This window comes from Bacillus sp. ChL18 (assembly GCF_026241425.1).
GTDB lineage: Bacteria > Bacillota > Bacilli > Bacillales > Bacillaceae > Bacillus > Bacillus velezensis.
On the sequence record NZ_JAPHWE010000008.1, the window covers coordinates 1 to 16,963 of the forward strand.

17 protein-coding genes, 1 tRNA gene, 2 rRNA genes, 1 other RNA gene and 1 other annotated feature are annotated in these 16,963 nt (G+C 45.3%); of the genes, 15 read left to right on the plus strand and 6 right to left on the minus strand.

Translation table 11 applies throughout. The annotated features are described in order from the left end of the window. Positions 1 to 3 precede the first annotated feature (3 nt). Positions 4 to 119 (plus strand): 5S ribosomal RNA (rrf, locus tag OQ477_RS20590). 43 nt (positions 120 to 162) lie between these two features. Here rrf and OQ477_RS20595 read toward each other — a convergent pair. Further along, complete coding sequence (locus tag OQ477_RS20595; protein WP_265973595.1) at positions 163 to 1,113, minus strand: YaaC family protein; 951 nt, start codon at positions 1,111 to 1,113, stop codon at positions 163 to 165. A 120-nt stretch (positions 1,114 to 1,233) separates the two neighbouring features. Here OQ477_RS20595 and guaB point away from each other — a divergent pair, with 120 nt between their 5' ends. The 5 genes from guaB (at position 1,234) to serS (ending at position 7,475) form a co-directional block, all read left to right on the plus strand. Further along, a complete protein-coding gene (gene guaB / locus OQ477_RS20600) occupies positions 1,234 to 2,700 on the plus strand; it encodes an IMP dehydrogenase (protein WP_007408741.1) in 1,467 nt (488 codons plus the stop codon). Positions 2,701 to 2,852: 152 nt separating this feature from the next. Beyond that, entirely contained in the window at positions 2,853 to 4,184 is a 1,332-nt protein-coding gene (gene dacA, locus OQ477_RS20605) for a D-alanyl-D-alanine carboxypeptidase (protein ID WP_265973589.1), read from the plus strand. Positions 4,185 to 4,381: 197 nt separating this feature from the next. Next, the gene (gene pdxS / locus OQ477_RS20610) at positions 4,382 to 5,266 is read left to right on the plus strand and encodes a pyridoxal 5'-phosphate synthase lyase subunit PdxS (RefSeq protein WP_003150714.1); all 885 of its coding nucleotides are present in this window, start codon (positions 4,382 to 4,384) and stop codon (positions 5,264 to 5,266) included. A gap of 21 nt (positions 5,267 to 5,287) precedes the next feature. Next, positions 5,288 to 5,878 (plus strand): pyridoxal 5'-phosphate synthase glutaminase subunit PdxT, encoded by a 591-nt coding sequence (pdxT, locus tag OQ477_RS20615; RefSeq protein WP_007615126.1) that lies wholly within the window; start codon positions 5,288 to 5,290, stop codon positions 5,876 to 5,878. Positions 5,879 to 5,930: 52 nt separating this feature from the next. After that, positions 5,931 to 6,143: a binding site (T-box leader), on the plus strand. A gap of 54 nt (positions 6,144 to 6,197) precedes the next feature. Further along, positions 6,198 to 7,475: a serine--tRNA ligase gene (gene serS / locus OQ477_RS20620; protein ID WP_265973590.1), complete on the plus strand. Its 1,278-nt coding sequence runs from the start codon at positions 6,198 to 6,200 to the stop codon at positions 7,473 to 7,475. A gap of 10 nt (positions 7,476 to 7,485) precedes the next feature. On the opposite strand, the gene OQ477_RS20625 is transcribed toward serS, so the two are convergent. After that, on the minus strand, positions 7,486 to 8,631 hold the full coding sequence (locus tag OQ477_RS20625) for a glycerate kinase (protein ID WP_265973591.1): 1,146 nt from the start codon (positions 8,629 to 8,631) through the stop codon (positions 7,486 to 7,488). A gap of 217 nt (positions 8,632 to 8,848) precedes the next feature. Between OQ477_RS20625 and OQ477_RS20630 the strand changes: the two genes are divergently transcribed. Next, positions 8,849 to 8,941: transfer RNA gene (locus tag OQ477_RS20630), tRNA-Ser, on the plus strand. Between the two features lie 130 nt (positions 8,942 to 9,071). Here OQ477_RS20630 and dck read toward each other — a convergent pair. The 4 genes from dck to OQ477_RS20650 all read right to left on the minus strand — a co-directional run bounded on the left by dck (position 9,072) and on the right by OQ477_RS20650 (position 12,347). Then, positions 9,072 to 9,725 carry a deoxyadenosine/deoxycytidine kinase gene (gene dck / locus OQ477_RS20635; RefSeq protein ID WP_265973592.1) on the minus strand — a complete coding sequence of 218 codons (654 nt, stop codon included), beginning with the start codon at positions 9,723 to 9,725 and terminating at the stop codon, positions 9,072 to 9,074. Beyond that, positions 9,722 to 10,345 carry a deoxyguanosine kinase gene (gene dgk, locus OQ477_RS20640; RefSeq protein ID WP_014416710.1) on the minus strand — a complete coding sequence of 208 codons (624 nt, stop codon included), beginning with the start codon at positions 10,343 to 10,345 and terminating at the stop codon, positions 9,722 to 9,724. The genes dck and dgk overlap by 4 nt, the downstream gene beginning before the upstream one ends. A 95-nt stretch (positions 10,346 to 10,440) precedes the next feature. Beyond that, complete coding sequence (locus OQ477_RS20645; protein WP_265973596.1) at positions 10,441 to 11,724, minus strand: glycoside hydrolase family 18 protein; 1,284 nt, start codon at positions 11,722 to 11,724, stop codon at positions 10,441 to 10,443. A gap of 71 nt (positions 11,725 to 11,795) precedes the next feature. Beyond that, on the minus strand, positions 11,796 to 12,347 hold the full coding sequence (locus OQ477_RS20650; protein ID WP_014416712.1) for a cysteine hydrolase family protein: 552 nt from the start codon (positions 12,345 to 12,347) through the stop codon (positions 11,796 to 11,798). Positions 12,348 to 12,429: 82 nt separating this feature from the next. On the opposite strand from OQ477_RS20650, the gene tadA reads away from it, so the two are divergent. The 8 genes from tadA to OQ477_RS20690 form a co-directional block, all read left to right on the plus strand. Further along, positions 12,430 to 12,912: a tRNA adenosine(34) deaminase TadA gene (gene tadA, locus OQ477_RS20655; RefSeq protein WP_265973593.1), complete on the plus strand. Its 483-nt coding sequence runs from the start codon at positions 12,430 to 12,432 to the stop codon at positions 12,910 to 12,912. Between the two features lie 84 nt (positions 12,913 to 12,996). Beyond that, positions 12,997 to 13,261: signal recognition particle sRNA large type (gene ffs, locus OQ477_RS20660), an RNA gene on the plus strand. Positions 13,262 to 13,394: 133 nt separating this feature from the next. Continuing rightward, complete coding sequence (gene dnaX / locus OQ477_RS20665) at positions 13,395 to 15,086, plus strand: DNA polymerase III subunit gamma/tau (RefSeq protein ID WP_265973594.1); 1,692 nt, start codon at positions 13,395 to 13,397, stop codon at positions 15,084 to 15,086. A gap of 24 nt (positions 15,087 to 15,110) precedes the next feature. Then, the gene (locus OQ477_RS20670) at positions 15,111 to 15,434 is read left to right on the plus strand and encodes a YbaB/EbfC family nucleoid-associated protein (protein ID WP_029326155.1); all 324 of its coding nucleotides are present in this window, start codon (positions 15,111 to 15,113) and stop codon (positions 15,432 to 15,434) included. Positions 15,435 to 15,448: 14 nt separating this feature from the next. Next, positions 15,449 to 16,045 (plus strand): recombination protein RecR, encoded by a 597-nt coding sequence (gene recR / locus OQ477_RS20675; protein WP_007615147.1) that lies wholly within the window; start codon positions 15,449 to 15,451, stop codon positions 16,043 to 16,045. A gap of 18 nt (positions 16,046 to 16,063) precedes the next feature. After that, positions 16,064 to 16,288: a YaaL family protein gene (locus OQ477_RS20680; protein WP_007408755.1), complete on the plus strand. Its 225-nt coding sequence runs from the start codon at positions 16,064 to 16,066 to the stop codon at positions 16,286 to 16,288. Positions 16,289 to 16,348: 60 nt separating this feature from the next. After that, on the plus strand, positions 16,349 to 16,612 hold the full coding sequence (locus tag OQ477_RS20685) for a pro-sigmaK processing inhibitor BofA family protein (RefSeq protein ID WP_003150686.1): 264 nt from the start codon (positions 16,349 to 16,351) through the stop codon (positions 16,610 to 16,612). A gap of 249 nt (positions 16,613 to 16,861) precedes the next feature. Next, positions 16,862 to 16,963 (plus strand): 16S ribosomal RNA (locus OQ477_RS20690); the annotation flags it as partial.

Consider the following 16,963-nt stretch of genomic DNA (forward strand, 5'->3'; position numbering starts at 1 on the left):
TGGTTTGGTGGCGATAGCGAAGAGGTCACACCCGTTCCCATGCCGAACACGGAAGTTAAGCTCTTCAGCGCCGATGGTAGTCGGGGGTTTCCCCCTGTGAGAGTAGGACGCCGCCAAGCTATATTACGGTAAAGGCAGCTCATGATGAGCTGCCTTTTTTGTTTATAAGTATTGCTTTAGGAAATTAGAAACATAATACGGAAATTTGCGTTCCGTGACATCTAAGAACCGGCGGATCATCACATAATCATCACTGACATGCTGTGTCAGCAGTTCATACCACCACTCCGTTTCATATCTCGCAATCATCCCGATATTGTAGAGAACTAAATAATGAATAATCATTTCCGGAAGATGCAGGAAGTGATCACGCTGAGAGGGAATGTAATATTGATTTTTCTCCAAGTGAAACAATAAATTTGGCGAAAACCAAGGTTCTCTGTCTATCGGGTCAGCCTCAAAAATCAAGTGATTATGGTCTTTCCTCAGAAAAGACCACTTCAAATGATGGCTGATATATTCAGCAAAGCGGGAATCAGACATATTGTAATGAATCACCGCATGCTCAGGCACTGAAATAAGGTCATCTTTCAGCTCTACTCGGGTCAGCCAATTCTTTTTCTCTTGGAAGTAAAAGACAGTATGCAATTCAGGTATGGCTGTCAGCAATTTCTTCATTGTGTACCGTTCTTCCTCAAGACCAGCTATCCCGAATAAGTGCTTCATTACATGAATACATAAGCCATTGCGCTGCACCTTCACTTCATCATCCCTAAAGGAGTAATTTTGCTTTTTGCGTTTCCGGGCAGTCACGCCATGCGCGAGTACTGAGGCATGGCTTGGATAGCTTGGATCTGTGGTCAGAAGGCAGGCTTTCAGCAATTGTGACATCCCGTAAAACAACAGAATAGGCTTAATTTCTAAAGGGGAAAGAGATGCCTGCTTATAGAAGGACTCGGCGTGTTTGATAAAGAATATGAAGCGCTCACTGTTCTTAAACGCATATCGTTTTGGTTCTTCCATGCCGCTTTCTGTATAGACTTTATTTAGAAATTTCTGGGAAGATTCTACGGAATAAAATAATGATAACTCTTTCCACTCATGATCTCTCATATGTATTTTTAAACCCTTTCCTTTATCTAAATATTTCAACTCTTTTTCGCTTCCTTGACATGCTGTTTTCTAGTTGATAATCTACATATAATATTTTGCCGAAAAGAGGGGGATTTACTAATGTGGGAAAGTAAATTTTCAAAAGAAGGCTTAACGTTCGATGATGTACTGCTCGTACCGGCTCAATCAGACGTACTTCCGCGTGATGTGGATTTATCTGTTGAACTGACAAAGACGTTAAAGCTTAACATTCCTGTCATCAGTGCGGGAATGGATACAGTAACAGAATCAGCTATGGCGATTGCGATGGCCAGACAGGGCGGCTTGGGTATTATCCATAAAAACATGTCCATCGAACAGCAGGCTGAACATGTTGACAAAGTCAAACGCTCTGAACGGGGCGTTATTACAAATCCCTTCTTTTTAACACCTGATCATCAAGTATTCGATGCGGAGCATTTGATGGGGAAATACAGAATTTCCGGTGTTCCGATCGTAGATAATAAAGACGATCAAAAGCTTGTCGGTATCATTACAAACCGTGATCTTCGCTTTATCTCTGATTATTCAATGAAAATCAGTGATGTCATGACAAAAGAAGAGCTGGTTACGGCTTCTGTGGGAACCACATTAGACGAAGCAGAAAAAATCTTACAGAAACATAAAATTGAAAAACTTCCGTTAGTGGATGACCAAAACAAATTAAAAGGTCTTATCACGATCAAAGATATTGAAAAGGTTATCGAATTCCCGAATTCATCTAAAGATGAACATGGACGCCTTATTGTCGGCGCTGCGGTAGGCGTGACAGGCGATACAATGACACGCGTCAGCAAGCTTGTTGAAGCGAATGTCGACGTTATCGTGGTTGATACGGCTCACGGACATTCCAGAGGCGTACTGAACACAGTTGCGAAAATCCGTGAAACATATCCTGAACTGAACATTATCGCAGGAAATGTTGCAACGGCTGAAGCGACAAAAGCTCTGATTGAAGCCGGAGCAAATATTGTCAAAGTGGGAATCGGACCTGGTTCTATCTGTACGACACGCGTCGTTGCAGGTGTAGGCGTACCGCAGATCACTGCCATTTATGATTGTGCCACTGAAGCGAGAAAACACGGGGCGACAATTATCGCAGACGGCGGTATTAAATTCTCCGGAGATATTACAAAAGCGTTGGCTTCAGGCGGACATGCCGTAATGCTCGGAAGCCTGCTTGCAGGTACTTCAGAAAGCCCGGGAGAGACTGAAATCTATCAAGGCAGAAGATTTAAAGTGTATCGCGGTATGGGTTCTGTCGCTGCCATGGAAAAAGGCAGTAAAGACCGATATTTCCAAGAAGAAAATAAGAAATTCGTCCCTGAAGGTATCGAAGGACGGACTCCGTACAAAGGTCCTGTAGAAGAAACAGTGTATCAGCTTGTCGGCGGTCTTCGTTCAGGCATGGGATATTGCGGTTCAAAAGACTTGCGCGCTTTAAGAGAAGAGGCTCAATTCATCCGTATGACAGGTGCCGGACTTCGCGAAAGTCATCCGCATGATGTCCAAATTACGAAAGAATCACCAAACTACACAATCTCATAATTGTTACAAATAAAAAACATTTGACAGGGTCGCTGACTCTGTCTATTTTTTTTATATCGAGTGTGATAAAATTTATACTGTTGTGTTTTGAATTTGAATATGTCCTTAACGGCTTAATTATAGATTTAAAATGAATGACGGAGGTCGTAAGATTGAACATCACGAAATGGAAACAGCTGTTGGTGTCATTAGTGGTACTGGCACTGGCCGCAACTTGCTTTGTTCCAATGTCTAAAGCGGAGGCAGCCGGCAATGACCCGATTGATGTCAACGCATCAGCTGCGATAATGATTGAGGCTTCATCGGGAAAAATTTTATACAGTAAAAATGCAGACAAAAGACTGCCGATTGCCAGTATGACAAAAATGATGACTGAATATCTGCTTCTGGAAGCCATTAAAGAAGGAAAAGTGAAATGGGATCAAACGTATACTCCTGATGATTATGTCTATGAAATTTCTCAAGACAACAGTTTATCAAACGTCCCCCTTCGAAAAGACGGCAAATACACGGTTAAAGAACTGTATCAGGCTATGGCGATTTACTCTGCCAACGGAGCCGCGATTGCAGTTGCCGAAATTCTTGCCGGAACTGAAACGAAATTTGTCGCTGAAATGAATGCGAAAGCCAAAGAATTAGGCATGACAAACTATGATTTTAAAAATGCCACCGGACTTGTGAATGAAGATCTTCACGGCAAGCAGCCGCAAGGAGAAGGCGTTAAAGAAGAGAGTGAAGTTTCTGCTAAAGACATGGCGCTTCTTGCAGACCGCCTGATCACTGATTATCCGGAAGTTCTCAAAACAACAAGCATCGCTAAGACGAAATTCAGAGCCGGCACTGATGATGAAATGGACATGCCGAACTGGAACTTCATGTTAAAAGGTCTTGTTTCTGAATACCCTGGCGTTGACGGCTTAAAAACGGGTTCTACCGATTCTGCGGGATCTTGTTTTACAAGCACAGCACAGCGGAACGGAATGCGGGTCATCACCGTTGTACTAAACGCAAAAGGCAACCTGCATACCGGACGTTTTGATGAAACGAAAAAAATGCTCGATTACGCATTTAACAGCAATTTCTCAATGAAAGATCTTTACCCTGAAGGCTCTCAAATAAAAGGGCACAAAACGATTGACGTTGAAAAAGGGAAAGACAAGCAAGTCGATATTGTTACTGACAAGGCGCTTTCTATTCCTGTGAAAAGCGGGGATGAAAAGAACTATAAAGCCGAAGTGACTTTAGATAAAAAAGAAATCACGGCTCCTGTGAAAAAGGGAACGAAAGTCGGAACGCTGACAGTTACATACAAAGGCAGTGACAAAGACTATGGCTTCCTCAAATCCAAAGAGTTCAGCGTGAATCTTGTAACGAAAAATGATGTAGATAAAGCAAACTGGTTTGTTCAGATGATGCGCGGCATCGGCGGATTCTTCTCCGGTATCTGGAACAGTGCCGTTGACACGGTAACAGGCTGGTTTTAAGAAATAAGAAAGAGCTCTGATGAAAGTTAGGGCTCTTTTGCTTAATATACTGAAAAAACCAAATTATTAGTAAAAAAATGATATCTATCTTATTCATCTCGCTGTAAAATAAGAATACCCATATGAAATATTGTATTTCTGGGATACAATAAGAGATAGAAATTATCTAACTATACATTGACTAGGGGGACCAAATAATGGCTCAAACAGGTACTGATCGTGTAAAACGCGGCATGGCGGAAATGCAAAAAGGCGGCGTCATCATGGACGTTGTAAATGCTGAACAAGCGAAGATTGCGGAAGAGGCGGGAGCTGTTGCCGTAATGGCGTTAGAACGCGTTCCGGCTGATATTCGCGCTGCCGGCGGTGTTGCCCGCATGGCTGATCCGACAATCGTTGAAGAAGTAATGAATGCTGTATCCATTCCCGTAATGGCAAAAGCGCGTATCGGACATATCGTTGAAGCGCGTGTCCTTGAAGCAATGGGAGTAGATTACATCGATGAAAGTGAAGTTCTGACTCCGGCTGACGAAGAATTTCATTTAAATAAAAATGAATATACAGTCCCGTTCGTATGCGGCTGCCGTGATCTCGGCGAAGCAACGCGCCGTATTGCTGAAGGAGCTTCCATGCTTCGTACAAAAGGCGAACCGGGAACAGGAAACATTGTGGAAGCTGTCCGCCATATGAGAAAAGTAAACGCGCAAGTGCGCAAAGTTGTTGCGATGAGCGATGACGAGCTGATGACTGAAGCTAAAAACCTCGGCGCTCCTTATGAACTGCTTCTTCAAATCAAACGTGACGGCAAACTGCCTGTAGTGAACTTTGCTGCCGGCGGAGTAGCGACGCCTGCTGACGCGGCATTGATGATGCAGCTTGGCGCTGACGGCGTATTTGTCGGTTCAGGTATTTTTAAATCAGACAACCCTGCTAAATTCGCCAAAGCAATTGTTGAAGCAACGACTCATTACACAGACTACAAACTGATCGCTGAGCTTTCTAAAGAATTAGGCACAGCAATGAAAGGCATCGAAATCTCAAATCTATTGCCGGAACAGCGTATGCAAGAACGCGGCTGGTAAAACCATAGGAGAGCTGGAAGCATGTTAACAATTGGTGTACTTGGACTTCAAGGAGCAGTAAGAGAACATATTCGTTCAATTGAAGCATGTGGTTCAAAAGGTGTCGTCATTAAGCGTCCTGAACAGCTGAATGACATCGACGGCTTAATCCTGCCGGGCGGGGAAAGCACGACGATGCGGCGTTTAATGGATACGTATCATTTTATGGAGCCGCTTCGCGAGTTTGCCGCTCAAGGCAAGCCGATGTTCGGCACATGCGCCGGTCTGATTATTTTAGCCAAAGAGATAGCGGGAACGGATAACGCTCATCTAGGGCTGTTGAACGTTGTCGTCGAGCGTAATTCCTTTGGCCGTCAGGTCGACAGCTTTGAAGCTGATCTGACGATTAAAGGCCTTGATGAGCCGTTTACGGGTGTATTTATTCGCGCGCCGCATATTTTAGAAGCCGGAGAAGATGTTGAAGTGCTCTGTGAGCATAATGGACGCATCGTGGCTGCAAAGCAGGGGAATTTCCTCGGCTGCTCGTTTCATCCTGAACTGACGGATGATCACCGGGTGACAGAGCTGTTTGTGAAGATGGCGGAAAAGCATAAGCAGGAAACAGCTGTATAAAACAGTTGAAAACCGCTGATACTTATAGTACATTATAAACACAAATAAAGATCGAAAAGCGTTGACAGGAAGCAGTAGGGAGCCCCTCTTTCAAAGAGAGCCGATGGGTGGTGCGAATCGGTGAAAGATGCTGTCCGAATCCGTCCTTGAGCGAAATGCTGAAAACAAGTAGGCATTTACGGGAAAACCGTTATGTGTTAAAGCGGGAAGCAAGTGTGAGCTTGTTTTCAATCAGGGTGGCAACGCGAGAGCTCTCGTCCCTTTTAGGGGATGAGGGCTCTTTTTTATTTTCGATAAAAACAGATAGGAGTTGTTAGGCATGATTGATACGAAGGTGCTGAGAGCCAATTTTCAAGAGGTAAAATCGAAGCTCATTCCAAAAGGCGAAGACTTATCTGACTTTGATAAGTTTGAAGAGCTGGACGAAAAGAGAAGAGAGCTTATCGGTAAAGTAGAAGAACTGAAGGGAAAACGCAATGAAGTGTCTCAGCAGGTCGCCGTTTTGAAACGGGAGAAAAAAGACGCTGATCATATTATTAAAGAGATGCGTGAAGTGGGCGAAGAAATTAAGAAGCTTGATGAAGAGCTTCGTACTGTCGAAACGACGCTCGAAACCATCCTTCTGTCCATTCCGAACATCCCGCACGATTCAGTGCCCGTCGGGGAAACGGAAGATGATAACATTGAAATTCGCAAGTGGGGAGAGGCGCCGGCATTTTCATATGAGCCGAAACCGCATTGGGATATCGCAGACCATTTAAACATTCTTGATTTCGAACGCGCTTCAAAAGTAACAGGCAGCCGGTTTGTGTTTTATAAAGGATTAGGCGCCCGCCTCGAACGCGCGCTCTACAACTTTATGCTGGATCTTCACGTTGATGAATATGATTACACAGAAGTCATCCCTCCTTATATGGTAAACCGTACGAGCATGACAGGTACGGGACAGCTTCCTAAATTTGAAGAGGATGCTTTTAAAATCAGAGAAGAGGATTATTTCTTAATTCCGACGGCGGAAGTGCCGATTACAAATATGCACCGCGATGAAATCTTATCCGGTGAGAACCTGCCGATCAATTATGCCGCATTCAGCGCCTGCTTCCGTTCAGAAGCGGGATCTGCCGGCCGTGATACACGCGGTTTGATCCGTCAGCATCAGTTCAACAAGGTTGAGCTTGTGAAATTCGTGAAGCCGGAAGATTCTTATGAGGAACTTGAAAAACTGACAAATCAAGCCGAGCGGGTGCTTCAGCTGCTCGAACTGCCGTATCGTGTCATGAGCATGTGTACCGGTGATCTCGGCTTTACAGCCGCGAAAAAGTACGATATTGAGGTATGGATTCCAAGCCAAGACACATACCGTGAAATTTCTTCTTGCAGTAACTTTGAGGCCTTCCAGGCGAGACGCGCAAACATTCGATTCAGACGCGAAGCGAAAGGCAAGCCGGAGCATGTGCATACATTAAACGGTTCAGGTCTTGCAGTCGGCAGAACAGTAGCTGCCATCTTAGAAAACTACCAGCAGGAAGACGGAAGTGTCATCATTCCGAAAGTGCTTCGTCCTTATATGGGAAATAAAGAAGTCATCAAACCGTAAAAGGTGCGCCCTAGAGGCGCGCCTTTTTTGCTGCCCGGTATAGAGCGGCGGCATTCCGGGCTGTGCTTTCAAGGTTAAAACGGCCGGATGCTAAGGCGTCTTCAAGACTTACAGCGCCGGGCACGATAGAAAATACAGCTGTTATTCCTGCGCTGTAAACATGCTCGAAATTTTTGCCTAAGGAGCCCGCCAATGCGATAACGGGAATTTCTTGAGCAGATGCGCGTGCGGCGATCCCGGCGGGGGTTTTGCCGAATATCGTTTGTCCGTCTATCTGCCCCTCTCCGGTAATGACAAGGTCAGCGCCTCTTATCTGATCTGAGAAGGACAGTGTATCTAATACAACATCAATCCCGCTTTGAAGTTCTGCCTGTAAGAAAGCGATCAGTCCGGCGCCCAGTCCCCCTGCGGCGCCCGCACCTTTTACGGTATCCGCTTCGATATCGTGCTGACGTCTCAATATGTCAGCGAAATGGCGTAAGTTGCGATCCAATACAACTTTAGTCTTCTCGGACGCCCCTTTTTGCGGGCCGAAGACATATGATGCGCCGTTTTCACCGGTCAGAGGATTTTCGACATCACATGCGGCACGGATACGGATATGTTTCAGTTCAGGGGAGAGACCGCTTATATCAATAGAAGCCAGGGTGTGCAGAGCGCCTCCGCCGTCAGGTATCTCCTGACCTTCCTCATTTAAGAAACGCACACCGAGCGCGCTCGCCATTCCTGTTCCGCCGTCATTGGTTGCGCTCCCGCCAAGCCCGATGATGATCTCACCCGCCCCGCGGGAAGCTGCATCTGCTATCAGTTCACCCGTTCCTCTTGTCGTTGTGTTCAACGGATCTCTGAGATGGCGGGGAACGAGATGAAGCCCCGATGCTTCTGCCATTTCAATGACTGCCGTGCGTCCGTCTCCCAGAAGTCCATATGCGGCTTTTACCGGCGTTCCCAACGGACCGGTCACAGTTTTTTTGATGATGCTTCCGCCAGTGGCATCCGTCAAAGCCTGAACGGTTCCTTCTCCGCCGTCGGCCGCAGGTATCTTGATATATTCCGCGTCAGGGAAGACCGCTTTGAATCCTTTTTCTATGCTGTCGGCGGCTTCTCTTGATGTCATGCTTTCTTTGAAAGAATCGGGTGCAATGATGATTTTCATTATGTTCTCCACCTTTATGAGCAGGTTATCTGTTTGAATCTATTCTTGGTTTTTACTGTGATTTCCTGCCCGTATGGCATACTGAGGTTGAATTGTACGCAAGACTTTTGTATGATAGTAAAGCTGACGGACAAGCCGTTTAAGAAAAGAAATAAAAAATATGAAAAAGCGCTTGACTGAAATTTAGGTCATGTGGTATATTATTAAATGTCGATACGGAGGAATACCCAAGTCTGGCTGAAGGGATCGGTCTTGAAAACCGACAGGGGTGTCAAAGCCCGCGGGGGTTCGAATCCCTCTTCCTCCGCCATATTGATTTTAAACCTAATGAAACTCGAGCATATATTGGAGATTGTTTTGTCCGCTGCATGTGATGCAGTGGATTTTTTATATGCAAAAAAAGCGATTTTCTCTGTTCGGGGAAAATCGCTTTGCTATTTTTATTTATTTCTGTTTTCGTTGATCACGTGACTGATTTTTTCGATCAAAGGTTCCAGTGACTGTTCATCAGCTTCAAGGTCATAATCTTCAATGCGTACTTTCAGCACAGGGCAGGCGTTAAAACCGCTGATCCAGTCTTCGTACCGTGTATACATCTCTTCCCAATAAGAGCGGTTTGTCTGCAGCTCCATCTCGCGGCCCCGCTTTTCAATCCGGTTTATAATGTTTTCAAGGTCGCCTTCTAAATAGATCAAAACATCAGGATGCGGGAAGTACGGCGTCATGACCATCGCCTCAAATAGGCTTGTGTATGTTCTGTAATCTGTCAGCGACATGGTTCCTTTATCGGCATGCATTTTTGCGAATATGCCTGTATCTTCATAAATCGAACGGTCCTGCACGAATCCGCCGCCTGATTCAAACATGTTTTTCTGCTCTTTGAACCGCTCAGCCAGAAAATAAATTTGCAAATGGAAGCTCCAGCGTTCAAAATCGTGATAAAACTTCTCTAAATAAGGGTTTTCATCCACTTCCTCGAGTGAGGTATGAAACCCGAGCCGTTTTGCTAAAGCTTTGGTCAAAGTCGATTTTCCGACTCCTACCGTTCCCGCTACTGTTATAATGGCGTTGTTTGGAATATGAATGTCTTTCATTTAATAAGCTCCTTTACCTGACGGGCAATTCTTTCATAGTCTGTCTTATTCAAAACAAAGTCTTCAGTATCACCGTCAATGGTCAGTACAGATATATCCGGATCTTCTTCCTGAAGCTGTCTGATGGCTGTGTCGTAATCTGCAATGAGACGTTCCAGATATTGATGTTCGATATTTTTCTCAAACGGGCGCCCGCGTTTTTCAATGCGTTGAAGCAATGTCGGCAGGCTTGCCTTTATGTATACAATAACATTCGGTTTCGGCAAGTCGTGAGTGAGCAGATGATAAATCTGCTTATATTTCTCAAGCTTTTGGCCGTGCAATGTACGCTCTGCGAAAATAACATTTTTATAAATATGATAATCGGACAAAACGGGCTGTCCTTGTTTTAAATAATCTCGGTCGGTGTCTTCAAGCTGTTTATACCTGTGACATAGAAAAAACATTTCAAGCTGGAAACTCCACTCCTCGATATTGTCATAAAACTTATCGAGATAAGGGTTGTCTTCCACAATCTCATTAATCATAGGAAAACCGAGCTCTTCAGAAAGCATCGTAGCGAGTGTCGTTTTTCCTGCCCCGATAGGACCTTCTACCGCGATAAAAGGGGCTCTGTTCATTGAAAATCCTCCTTAATTCTGCAAACATCCGTCAGCTGCCGGCCTTTATATTGTATCACAATCTCAGAAAAGCCCATGAAAAAAGACGCTTCCAATTAACGAAACGTCTCTTTCACAATATGAAATTGATCGCCGAGCAAAAGCCAGTTTTGCGGGAAGGAGAGGCCGAGTTTCCAATAGCTGATTCCTCTTAAATGAAGTTCTTTAATTAAATTGAATTTCGCCTGAATGGATCGTGCGTCTTCAAACCATACTTCATGCCGTCTCTGATTTTCATCCGTGTAACGAAAGAATGGAGCCTGGGCGGTTTCGTCATATTGAATGTCGACTTTATGGCGTGCTGCCAGAGCGATTGCCTGCTGAGGACTGACGGCTTTGGCTGTCGTTCCCTGTTTGAAAGGCAGTGTCCAATCGTAGCCGTACATGTTCTGGCCCATGACGATTTTTGAAGAAGGCATTTCCGTCAGCGCGTACTCAATGACATTTCTTACAGGGCCGATAGGTGATACGGCCTGAGCCGGGCCTCCGCTGTACCCCCACTCATATGTCATGATGACGACAAAATCGACGATTTCTCCATGTGTCCTATAGTCATGTGCTTCGTACCATTTGCCGGTCTGAGTCGCGCTCGTTTTCGGAGCAAGCGCCGTTGAAATCTTCCAGCCTTCCCGATGGAAAATCGTCCTCGCTTCACGTAAAAAACGATTGTAGGCTTCTCTGTCCTGTGGACGTAAATATTCGAAATCAAAGTGAATATCGCGAAAGCCGTACTTTTTAGCCGTGGTGACGATTTCCTGAAAGAGTTTTGTTTTCACTGTATTGTCATTCAAGATGAGCCGCCCGAGTTCATCGCTGAATGCGTCATTTTCAAGGTTGGTGATGATCATCATCAGTGTGGTGTTGTGCCTGTCACTGATGCTTTTTAAATTGGTCAGAGGCGGTTCCTTTAAAGTCCCGTTCCGCTGCACTTGAAAACTGAATGCGCCGAGGTATGTTAAATAAGGAGAGGCCTCCCTTGCCGCCTGCTGCAGATTAGCGCTTACGCTCGTTCCCCGCGGTTCTATATATGCATTTGATTCGATATCGGGCTTATTCGCCTGCTGCGGAATGTAAAGGCGGGTTCCGACTCTCAATGTGGTGCCGGGCTGAATTCCGTTCACCCTCGCAAGCTCCGCGGCCGATATATGAAAACGGCCGGCGATTGCCGCGAGAGTATCACCTTGTTTCACTTCGTAATATTGACCCTCAATCGGGATGACAAGGGTTTGTCCGACAACCAATGTATTTGGATTAGGCAGTTTATTTGCTTCCGCAATGACATTTGCGGCTGTCCGGTAGCGCGCCGCAATAGCGGAAAGTGTGTCGCCCCGTTTCACTATATAGATCTGAATGAAAAACGCCTCCTTTCATATCCGCTATCAAATATATGAAAAAAGGAGGCTGATCATGTTTATTTTTCGGCGGTAATTTGTTTTTCCGTGGTTATTTCTGCGAAGAGAACATTCTCCATCATAGTCAAAGCGAAATCATTGTCTTCGTCGTTATTGGAAGCGGTGCAGTCTTTCGGAATGGTGATGCTGTATTCTCTCATATAGGCGTCGTTGGCCGTGAACAGCACACAAATGTTCCCGGCAATCCCCGTGATGATTAATCGGTTCACTTGTAATTCGGTCAGAAGGGTGTGAAGCGCCGTTTCGTAAAAAGCGGAATGCTTCGGTTTAATGAGAAAATAATCATCCGGCTGAGGCGAAATATCTTTTATAATGGGCGCGCTTCTGTCGTTGCTGCATTCCTCCCTGATGGCATCAATATCAGCCTTCCAGAGTCCGTAATGATCATTAATATAAATAATCGGCCAGTTGCTTTGTTTTGCATGCTTCTTTAATGATAAAATACGGGGGACAATTTGTTTGGTTTTTTCAGCAAGACGTTCGCCCATATCAAATTGAAAATTGTTGATCATATCGACAATCAGAAGGGCTGTGTTGTTAGGTTCAGACAATACCGGCAACTCCTTTCTGCTGGGGTATTCCTATTTTAACCTTTATGAGACATGAAAAAACTTAAGAAGAGAGCTTGAACCGATGAATGATGAATATTATATGAGAGAAGCCATAAAAGAAGCGAAAAAAGCCGAAGCGAAAGGTGAAGTGCCGATCGGAGCAGTTCTTGTTCTGCATGATGAGATCGTGGCGCGGGCGCATAATCTGCGGGAGACTGAACAGAGGTCGCTTGCCCACGCCGAAATGCTGGCGATAGACGAAGCGTGCCGTAAGCTGGGGACATGGAGACTTGAGGATGCCGTTCTTTATGTCACTTTGGAGCCGTGTCCGATGTGCGCGGGAGCCGTCGTGCTTTCGAGAGTCGATAAGGTCGTATTCGGCGCATTTGATCCCAAGGGGGGCTGTACAGGAACGCTGATGAATCTCTTGCAGGAAGAGCGGTTCAACCACCAAGCGGAAGTGGTGAGCGGCCTGCTCGGAGAAGAGTGCGGAGAAATGCTCAGCGCTTTTTTCAGAAAGCTGCGCCGGCAAAAGAAAGACATGAGGAAAAAGTTGTCTGAGTAGTACGGTTGCATTTTCTGCCTGAAGCAGATATACTTATGTGTGCATCATGAATGGTGCGCATATCAAAATTTGATATTTATTTTGCCGTGCTAAGCGGGGAGGTAGCGGTGCCCTGTACCCGCAATCCGCTCTAGCGGGGCCGAATCCCTTCTCGAGGTTCGTTTACTGTAAGGTCTGCCTTAAGTAAGTGGCGTTGACGTCTGGGTCCTGCGCAATGGGAATTCATGAACCATGTCAGGTCCGGAAGGAAGCAGCATTAAGTGAAACCTCTCATGTGCCGCAGGGTTGCCTGGGCCGAGCTAACTGCTTAAGTAACGCTTAGGGTAGCGAATCGACAGAAGGTGCACGGTAAATCAATCATCAAATTTCAGACTCACCTGTTTATGGCAGGTGAGTTTTTTCGTATATGAAAAACGGGTTTTGGCGTTAAAAGCACGTTCATGTATAATAAACATGATGAATAACAGAGGAGGGCGCATCCTGTGGGTTACCAAGCTTTATATCGAGTATTTAGGCCTCAGCAGTTTGAAGATGTGGTCGGACAGGAACACATTACGAAAACGCTGCAAAATGCCCTTTTGCAAAAGAAATTTTCTCATGCATATCTGTTTTCTGGACCGCGGGGAACGGGAAAAACCAGTGCAGCTAAAATATTTGCGAAAGCAGTCAACTGTGAGCACGCCCCCGTAGAAGAACCGTGCAATGAATGTGCGGCGTGCAAGGGGATCACAAACGGCTCTATATCAGATGTGATTGAAATAGATGCGGCGTCGAATAACGGCGTAGACGAAATCCGCGACATCCGTGACAAAGTAAAATTCGCCCCGTCGGCCGTCACCTACAAAGTATATATTATAGATGAGGTGCATATGCTCTCTATCGGCGCATTCAATGCGCTTCTGAAAACGCTGGAAGAACCGCCGGCACATTGCATTTTCATATTAGCTACGACTGAGCCTCATAAGATTCCTTTAACCATTATCTCCAGATGTCAGCGTTTTGACTTCAAACGGATTACATCCAAAGCAATTGTCGGACGAATGAAGACAATCGTCGATGCAGAGCAGCTGAAGGTGGAAGAAGGAGCCCTTGATATCATAGCGAGTGCTGCGGACGGAGGAATGAGGGACGCGCTGAGCCTGCTCGATCAAGCCGTATCATTCAGCGGCGAGGAGCTGTCGGTGGATGACGCATTGCTCATTACCGGAGCCGTTTCTCAGCGCTATATTGGGAAACTGGCATCTGCTCTTCACCGCAAACAGGTTTCCGAGGCATTGGAAACACTGAATGAATTGCTCCAGCAGGGGAAAGATGCGGCCAAACTGATTGAAGATATGATTTTCTATTTCAGGGATATGCTCTTGTACCAGGCCGCTCCCGGTTTAGAAGGAGTCCTGGAGAAGGTGAAGGTCGATGAAACGTTCCGGAATCTGAGCGGTGACATACCGGCCCCCGCTTTATATGAGATGATTGATATCCTGAATAAAAGCCATCAGGAAATGAAGTGGACGAACCACCCAAGAATCTTTTTTGAAGTGGCTGTCGTGAAAATATGCCAGACGGCACAGCAATCCGCCGGAGATATCCCTGAGGTCGGCATGCTGATGAATAAGATCCAGCAGCTTGAGCAGGAAGTAGAAAGGCTGAAAACCTCCGGTGTGAAGGTTCAGATGGAAAGCGCTCCGAAAGAAGCTCCGCGTCCTCAAAAAGGCGGAAAAAGCCATTATAAAGCTCCGGTCGGAAGAATTCATGAGATATTGAAGGAAGCCACAAGACCTGATCTTGAACAGCTTAAAAGCAGCTGGGGCAAGCTGCTGGCACACCTGAAACAGCAGAATAAGGTGTCTCATGCGGCTCTTTTGAATGACAGTGAACCGGTGGCTGCTGCTCAAAAGGCATTTGTGCTTAAATTTAAATACGAAATCCATTGTAAAATGGTTGCCGAAGACAATAACGGAGTCCGTACGAATCTTGAACAGATTCTCGAATCAATGCTCGGGAAAAGAATGGATTTGATTGGCGTTCCGGAAGCACAATGGGGTAAAATAAGAGAAGAATTTTTAAATGATCACCAGCAGGAAAGTGAAGGATCAAACGAACCGGCTGAAGAAGATCCGCTGATTGCAGAGGCGAAGAAACTTGTCGGAGCGGATTTAATCGAAATAAAAGACTAATAAGATGAAAGAGAGTGATTGAATATGCGTGGCGGAATGGGAAACATGCAAAAAATGATGAAACAAATGCAAAAAATGCAAAAGGATATGGCGAAGGCTCAGGAGGAGCTTGCTGAAAAAGTGCTTGAAGGCACAGCAGGCGGCGGAATGGTGACTGTAAAAGTCAACGGCCAAAAAGAAGTTGTAGACGTTGCCATTAAAGAAGAAGTCGTTGATCCGGAAGATATCGAAATGCTTCAGGACCTGATTCTTGCCGCGACAAACGACGCCCTCAAAAAAGTGGATGACATGACGAATGAGACAATGGGACAATTTACAAAAGGAATGAACATACCGGGTTTATTCTAGGGGGATAAATAAACATGCAGTATCCTGAACCAATATCAAAGCTGATTGACAGCTTTATGAAATTGCCAGGGATCGGACCGAAAACAGCGGTTCGTCTGGCTTTTTTTGTTCTAGGTATGAAAGAAGACGTGGTATTAGATTTCGCGAAAGCATTAGTAAATGCGAAGCGCAACCTGACATATTGTTCGATTTGCGGACATATTACAGATCAGGACCCTTGTTATATATGTGAGGACACAAGAAGGGATAAGTCTGTTATTTGTGTCGTGCAGGACCCTAAGGATGTGATCGCAATGGAGAAAATGAAGGAATATAACGGCCAGTATCATGTTCTTCACGGCGCGATTTCACCAATGGACGGCATCGGCCCGGAGGATATTAAGATTCCGGAGCTGCTGAAACGTCTTCAGGATGATCAAGTGACAGAAGTCATTCTCGCAACCAACCCTAATATTGAAGGGGAAGCAACAGCGATGTATATATCAAGGCTGTTAAAGCCCTCAGGCATCAAGCTCTCCCGTATTGCCCACGGTCTGCCCGTCGGCGGTGATTTGGAATATGCTGATGAGGTCACTCTTTCAAAAGCTCTTGAAGGAAGACGTGAATTGTAAGGGAGGAAAAGGCAAGGCATGGGTTTTCTTCGCAGAAATACATTAAGAAAAGAGTTTGACGAGAAGCTGATAGAACAGCTCTTTAAACAAAAAGAAGAATGGAACAGGCAGAAGAGTCTGGTCGAGAAAAGTCTCGAGCCCTCCGCTGAGGTGTTGTTTGAGCTGAAAGTCGCTGAATCTAAGTACTTTTTTTATTTGAAAGAAGCGAAGCAGCGGAATTTGAAAATGAGCAGATGGAAGTAAAAGGTCTATTCTCCGGGGTCTTCTCATAAGCTTGTACTAAACAAGCGAGGGGGAAGATTCATGGAGCCTTTTTTCATTATCGGTTTGATTGTCGGTCTGGTTGCTTTGCTTTTTTTATGGGGAGTATCTTCAAAACCGCTAAGATGGATTGGTGTGACTGCGATTAAGTTTATTGCCGGCGCGATTCTGCTGGTGGGTGTGAATTTGTTCGGCGGGAGTCTTGGTATTCATATTCCCGTTAACCTAATTACAACCGGTATCAGCGGGATTTTAGGAATTCCCGGCATTGCGGCTTTGATTGTCATTAAACGCTTCATCATTTAATTTGTCGATTATTGTTGACATGTTAGATCAAGGGTGGTATTCTAATATACGTCGCTGATGACGAAACGAATTTTTGAAAAAGAAATTTTAAAAAGTTGTTGACGGCACTAACACTGATGTGTTAAGATAATTAAGTCGCTTCAAGAGCGACGGGAAAAGTTCTTTGAAAACTAAACAAGACAAAACGTACCTGTTAATTCAAAGTTTTAAATAAATCGCACAGTGATGTGCGTAGTCAGTCAAACTACTTTATCGGAGAGTTTGATCCTGGCTCAGGACGAACGCTGGCGGCGTGCCTAATACATGCAAGTCGAGCGGACAGATGGGAGCTTGCTCCCTGATGTTAGCGGC